1 protein-coding gene is annotated in these 6,416 nt (G+C 43.6%); it reads left to right on the top strand.

Annotation, left to right across the window (positions count from 1 at the left end; genetic code table 11):
- Positions 1–18: 18 nt before the first annotated feature.
- Complete coding sequence (locus CHB71_RS07780; RefSeq protein WP_221406684.1) at positions 19–6,348, top strand: Ig-like domain-containing protein; 6,330 nt, start codon at positions 19–21, stop codon at positions 6,346–6,348.
- Positions 6,349–6,416 lie beyond the last annotated feature (68 nt).

The following is a 6,416-nucleotide window of genomic DNA, read 5'->3' as shown; positions in this document are numbered from 1 at the left end:
GATGCAGATGTGTTTTCGGTGACGGTAGCTGGCACGACCTATGTTTTAGGAACAGATGCAGAGCTGACCAACAGTGGAGATACCTGGTCATTAGACTTAAGTGGCATCACAGCGCTTACCGAAGGTACTTACCCGGTTACAGCAACGATCACGGATGAAGCCGGAAATGAAGTATCCGATGTGACCACTGATGAGTTGGTGATTGATACGACAGATCCAGCGACCCCAACGGTAGTGAGCCAGACGACCAATAGCAACCCTACGCTTACAGGTTCATTTGATTCTTCAGATGCAGATGTGTTTGCTGTAACAGTAGCTGGCACGACCTATATTTTAGGAACAGATGCAGAGCTGACCAACAGTGGAGATACCTGGTCATTAGACTTGAGTGGCATCACAGCGCTTACCGAAGGTACTTACCCGGTTACAGCAACGATCACAGATGAAGCCGGAAATGAAGTATCCGATGTGACCACTGATGAGTTGGTGATTGACACGACAGCACCTGTTACGCCTACAGTGACAAGTCAAACTACGAATGACACCAGTCCAATAATAACAGGAACAGCTGAAGCAGGAAGTACAGTCACAGTAGTAGTAGGAGGAGCTACTTACATTGTAACAGCGGATGGAAGCGGCAATTGGACTGTCAATACTGAAGTTCTAACACCAACATCAGGAACATTTAACCCAGATGTTAATGGAACAAATGAGGTATCGGTAACAAGTACCGATTCGGCTGGAAACTCGGCATCTGATGTTACTTCAGGTGAATTAATAATTGACACAACGGCCCCTGTTATTCCAACAGTAAATTCGCTGACTACAAATGATGTGACTCCCGTTATTACCGGAACAGCTGAAGCTGGAAGTACGGTAACACTTGAAATTGGTGGAGCAACGTATGTGACAACAGCTGATGCTAGTGGAAATTGGTCGATAGACACTGAGACTGCCACTCCTTCCTCTGGTGTATTTAATCCTAACACAAACGGCCCTAATGAAGCAGTTGTAACCAGTACGGATGGAGTAGGAAATTCAAGCACAGATACAACAACCGATGAAATAGTAATTGATACAACCGCTCCCGTTGTTCCCACAGTTAATTCTCAGATAACAAATGACACTACCCCGATCATTACTGGTACTACTGGGACGGGTGGTGCCTTACCATCCGGAGAAACTATGACAGTTACAGTTAATGGGGCAACTTATTCAGTAGTACCTGATGCTAGTGGAAACTGGAGTGTTAACACAGAAACTGATACACCAAGCAGTGGAACATTAGGGACATTTACCGACGGGTCTACTTATCAGGTCGTAGTGACTGTAACTGATTCAGTAGGAAACAGTTCCACAGATACTACTGTGGGCGAATTAGTAATAGACACTTCAGCACCTGCATCTCCAACAGTATCTAGTCAAGTTGTATGTGATGGAGTTGATCCAATACTAACTGGCACCACAGGTACTGGGGCTGGATTAAATGCCAGTGAGACAATGACTCTTGAAATTAATGGAGCTACCTACACGGTTGTTCCAAATGCAAGTGGCGATTGGAGTGTAGATACTAGTACCGATACTCCAACAAGCGGAACTTTAGGTGCATTTAATGGAGGTGTTACCTATGCTATTATTGCTGAGGTGTCTGATAGTGGTAGTAATACTTCATCTGCATCAGGTTCATTAGATATAGTGGCAATTCCAACAATTGCTTTGATCGAAAGCAATTCACCTACCACATGTGGCGGATCAGATGGAAGCATTTCTTTGAGTTTCACGAATGTACCAAACGGATCCTACAGCCTGAATTATGTGGATGGAGCATTAGTATCACAGACTTTTTCGAATGTATCTGTTAATAGCGGAGCAGCGCTTATTTCAGGGCTGCCAGAAGGGACGTACAATGATATCACGCTCGACATTTCAGGATGTGTTTCTACTGAAAATATTGATGTAATGCTAACTGATCCATTAATTCCGACTATTACAGTTACCGGAAGTACAAATCCGGTGACATGTGGAGGAAATGGAACAATCTCTCTTTCCTTTACAAATGTTCCAAACGGATTGTATACAATAGATCATAACGCAGGATCATTCAGTAATGTCAGTGTGAATGGAGGAACCGCCACCATTCTGGCTACCGAAGGGACTTACATTGATCTGGGAATTACAGTTTCAGGATGTACTTCATTAGAAGATCCGGATGTTGTCATTTCGGATCCCTCAGCTGAGGTGATTGCTCTTGCAGCGGTAAATAACCCAACAACATGCTCTGGGACGGATGGAAGCATTGAACTTTCAGTACTGACAGCCTCAACCAATTATGTAGTTAATTATGAAAAAGATGGTACGTCAGTTTCTACTTCGATAACTTCTGATGGTAGCGGCATCATCCGTATAAATGGACTTAACGCTGGAGATTATACTAACATAAGTACATCAAAGTCAGGTTGCACCTCAAATTCAATTGCAGGTCCGATTACGCTAAATGATCCTACAGTACCAACCATATCAATTAACAGCACGACAAATGCCTCAACATGTGGAGGATCAGATGGTGTCATATTGTTGGATGGATTGGAAACCAGTACAACCTACACAGTGGAATATAAAGCCAATGGATCTGATGTAAGCACAAGCATCACTTCATTGTCATCTGGTTTACTACCTATCCCCGGCTTATCGAATGGCAATTACACAGACATCCGTGTGACCAACAGTGGATGCGTTTCAAATCAAATTGATGGTCCGATCACAATAACAGACCCATCTCCTCCATCAATCAGTTCTTCATTTGGAACAGATCCTAGTTCATGTGCTTCTGTGGATGGTAAAATTGAGTTGAATGGATTTGATGATAGTGAATCATATACGATATCCTTTGACAAGGATGGGAGCACAAATACAATTACAGGATTGACTTCTACTGGTGGAACCATTGAGATTAATGGTCTTAATTCCGGTAGCTATGAAAATGTTTTTGCAGTTCGTGAAAGCGACGGGTGTCAATCGAATATCATACCAAGTATTGTACTAAATCCACCGGACATTAAAGTTGGTATTGTAGTTAATCCAGCATCTTGTACCAGTGGGGATGGTTCGATTGAAATTATTGGTCTGGCCTCTAATACCCCATATGAGCTAAATTTTAAAGTTGATGGAGTAGATGCCTCAGCACTTAATGTTACCTCAAACGCAGATGGAGAATATTTGATGGAAAACCTTCCGGCAGGAAGCTATACAGAGATTAACGTGACAAATAGTGGATGTGTGTCAAACAATATAGCAGCAACACTCACTAATCCTTCATCTCCAACCATTACTTTAGACACACAGACTGATCCAACTACTTGTGGTGGTAATGAGGGATCCATTCAGCTAACCGGATTACAGGCCTCAACAAGCTATTCGGTAAGCTACACCGGAACATCTGCTGTAAGTACGACGATTGGATCAGACGGTGGGGGTAATCTTACTATTACTGGCTTGCAAGCAGGAACCTATTCCAATATGAGTGTTTCCTTGGGTGGCTGCAACTCCAATGTTATTGCAAGTGTCACCTTGAATGATCCTGTCGGACCTTCCATTACCATTGGAACCAATCCCGAAGTTTGTCGGGGAGAATCTTCTGCTGACTTAAGTTATTCAGGAACGACAGGATCACCTGATCTGTACAGCATTGATTTTGATGCGACTGCCGAAGCGCAAGGTTTTGTGGATATTTCGAACGCTTCCCTAGGTTCAAACCCAATTTCATTAACTATCCCTGCAGCGGCCAGTGCGGCTACCTACAATGCTAGCATTACCGTTCAAAATTCGGGCTCAGGATGTTCAAGTAGTGCCAGCTCCTTTACAGTGGTGGTCAATGCATTGCCTGCTGTACCAACCGTGACCAATTTGATAACTAACGATACATCACCAACCCTTACGGGAACAGCTGATGCAGGTAGTAACATTAGTGTAGTGGTAGGAGGAGCAACTTTTAACACGACTACTGATGGCAGTGGTAATTGGTCAGTTAACACTTCAGGAACCCCTGCAAGCGGAACATTTAGTCCAAATGTGAATGGAGTCAATGAAGTGGTTGTAACTGCTGATTTGGGTAGTTGCTCTTCAACTGATAATACCTCCAATGAATTGACTATCGACACGACTGATCCGGTTGTTCCTGTGGTGTTCAGTCAAATCACCAATGATACTACTCCAATCATCAGAGGTACTGCCGAACCAGGTAGCACGGTTACTGTCATAGTTGGAGGTGCTACCTATATAGTTACCGCTGATGCCAATGGAAACTGGAGTGTGAATACCGAAACAGTGACACCTGCTTCAGGGACATTTAATCCAAATATTGGTGGTGCCAATGAAGTACAAGTAACTGCTACAGATGCGGCTGGAAACAGCACATCTGATACAACATCTGATGAGCTAACTATCCTGGCGGGTGACTCTGATGGTGACGGCATTTTGGATTTTGATGAGGATATTGATGGAGACGGAGACCCAACCAATGATGATAGCGACGGTGATGGCACCCCTGATTACCTGGACGGAGACGATGATGGAGATGGCGTGGCTACAATTGATGAAGATATTAATGGAGATGGAGACCCAACCAATGATGATAGTGATGGTGATGGCACCCCTGATTATTTAGATGAAGACGATGATGATGATGGCATTCTAACAGAGGACGAGGATCTTGATGGCGATGGCGATCCAACAAACGATGATTGCGATAATGATGGTACTCCAAACTATCTTGATTCAGATTACTGCGATACGGATGGTGACGGTATTTTCGATAATGATGAAGACCTGGATGGCGATGGCGATTTTTATAATGATGATTGCGATGGTGACGGGACTCCAAATTTCCTTGATGCTGACCCATGTGATACAGATGGCGATGGATTAGATGATGGCGATGAAGACTCGGACGGTGATGGTGATCCATATAACGATGACTGTGATGGTGACGGCACACCTAACTTTCAGGATACAGATAGTTGTGATGCTGATGGTGATGGGGTTGTAGATTTTGATGAAGATATTAATGGCGATGGCGATCCAACAAACGATGACAGTGATGGCGATGGTAATCCGGACTATCTTGACGAAGATGATGATGGCGATGGCATTCTAACAGAGGACGAGGATCTTGATGGCGATGGCGATCCAACAAACGATGATTGCGATAATGATGGTACTCCAAACTATCTTGATTCAGATTACTGCGATTCGGATGGAGACGGTATTTTCGATAATGATGAAGACCTGGATGGCGATGGCGATTTTTATAATGATGATTGCGATGGTGACGGGACTCCAAATTTCCTTGATTCTGACCCATGTGATACAGATGGTGATGGATTAGATGATGGCGATGAAGACTCGGATGGTGATGGTGATCCATATAACGATGACTGTGATGGTGACGGCACACCAAACTTCCAGGATACAGATAGCTGTGATACTGATGGTGATGGAATCCTTGATGTGGATGAAGATCTTGATGGCGATGGTGATCCTACTGATGACGACACAGATGGCGATGGTGATCCTGATTATCTAGATGAGGATGACGATGGTGATGGTATCTTGACTGAAGATGAAGATTTGGATGGTGATGGCGATCCAACAAACGATGATTGTGATGGAGACGGAATACCTAATTACCTGGATACAGACTACTGTGATACCGACGGTGATGGATTACTGGATGGAGATGAAGATACCGACGGAGATGGTGATCCTTACAATGATGATTGTGATGGTGATGGCACTCCAAATTTTCAGGATACCGATCCTTGCGATACTGATGGTGATGGACTGGATGATGGAGATGAAGACACTGATGGTGATGGAGACCCGTACAATGATGATTGTGATGGTGATGGAATACCTAACTTCCAGGATACAGATAGCTGTGATACTGATGGTGACGGGCTGTTAGATACAGATGAAGACACTAATGGCGATGGCGACCTAAATAACGATGATTGCGATGAAGATGGAACTCCGAACTACCTGGATACAGACCTCTGTGATAAAGTAACACCTCGAAAAGGGTTTACTCCTGATGGTGACGGAATCAATGACTTCTTCTATATCAAAGACATAGAGTTGTACCCCAACAATAACGTACAGATTTACAATAGATGGGGGAATAAAGTCTTTGAGATTGATGGGTATGATAATCAATCGAGAGTGTGGTCAAGTGAAGTAACCAAAGGGTTGACATATGGTGAGAAAATTGTTCCGGATGGCACCTACTACTATTTGATTAATTTGGGAGATGGTAGTAAGCCAATATCAGGATTTGTAGTGGTAAATCGCTAGATACGAATAGGCTTAATCACTAGTAAAAAAGGGGCAGTTTTCATGAATATGAAGACTGCCTTTTTGGT

Origin of the sequence: Ekhidna lutea (assembly GCF_900188325.1) — a bacterium.
Taxonomy (GTDB): domain Bacteria; phylum Bacteroidota; class Bacteroidia; order Cytophagales; family Cyclobacteriaceae; genus Ekhidna; species Ekhidna lutea.
Note: the sequence above shows the minus strand (reverse complement) of the source record. Positions and strands in the feature narration are given on the sequence as shown.